We start from the raw sequence: 833 nt of genomic DNA, 5'->3' as shown, positions 1-833 counted from the left end.
CGCTCTATCTGATGTCGTTTCTCATAAAAAAAATCTTTGACCGTTACTCTGTCATCACCGGAAGCCAAACTGAGCGCCAGATCGCCATAATTGGAGCTCGTCAATCCGCCTCGCCGCGCCACCACCACCTGTTCCGGGCTTATTCCCTCACCGAACCGCAGCACATCCACATCACCAGATTCACTGCTGTGTTCGGCAATGACATCCTGACCGCCGCCGCGGCTGAACAAGTAGGTGTCGCTGCCATTTCCTCCTTCAAGACGGTCATTGCCCTGACCACCTTCCAGCATATCGCGACCCTGCCCCCCTTCCAGCGTGTCATTGCCCTCATCACCTGTCAGCACATCATTACCGGCCCCGCCGTCCAACCTGTCAGCACCACTGCCCCCCGCCAACCTGTCGTTACCGTTTTCGCCCCTCAATACATCATTACCCACTCCGCCATCCAGTGTATCGTCCTCCGGCCCCCCCTCCAGCGTGTCATCCCCCGCATCTCCATACAGATAGTCCTTTCCCCTGTTGCCATTCAGGCGGTCATCCCCCCCACCGCCATGTATCTCACTCCCTTCTTCATAGCCCCACAGCGTCTGCGCCTCTTCTGTACCTCGCAGCAGCATCGCTTTTATGGTATCCACATCCCATGCGGTACCCTCAGCAAACTCGACACGCTCTATCTGATGTCGTTTCTCATAAAAAAAATCTTTGACCGTTACTCTCTCATCTCCGGACTCAAAACCGAGTTCCAGATCGCCATAATTGGAGCTCGTCAATCCGCCTCGCCGCGCCACCACCACCTGTTCCGGGCTTATTCCCTCACCGAACCGCAGCACATC

The 833-nt window shown here is 56.2% G+C and carries 1 protein-coding gene; it reads right to left on the bottom strand.

Annotated features, from left to right (window positions below; all coding sequences use genetic code 11):
- A partial coding sequence (locus tag J5069_RS23705; RefSeq protein ID WP_319801700.1) for a calcium-binding protein occupies positions 1-833 on the bottom strand: 833 nt, incomplete at both ends.

This window comes from Candidatus Symbiopectobacterium sp. NZEC127 (assembly GCF_025962675.1).
GTDB lineage: Bacteria > Pseudomonadota > Gammaproteobacteria > Enterobacterales > Enterobacteriaceae > Symbiopectobacterium.
The sequence above is the reverse complement of the archived record's forward strand: the minus strand, read 5'-3'. Positions and strand labels throughout refer to the sequence as shown.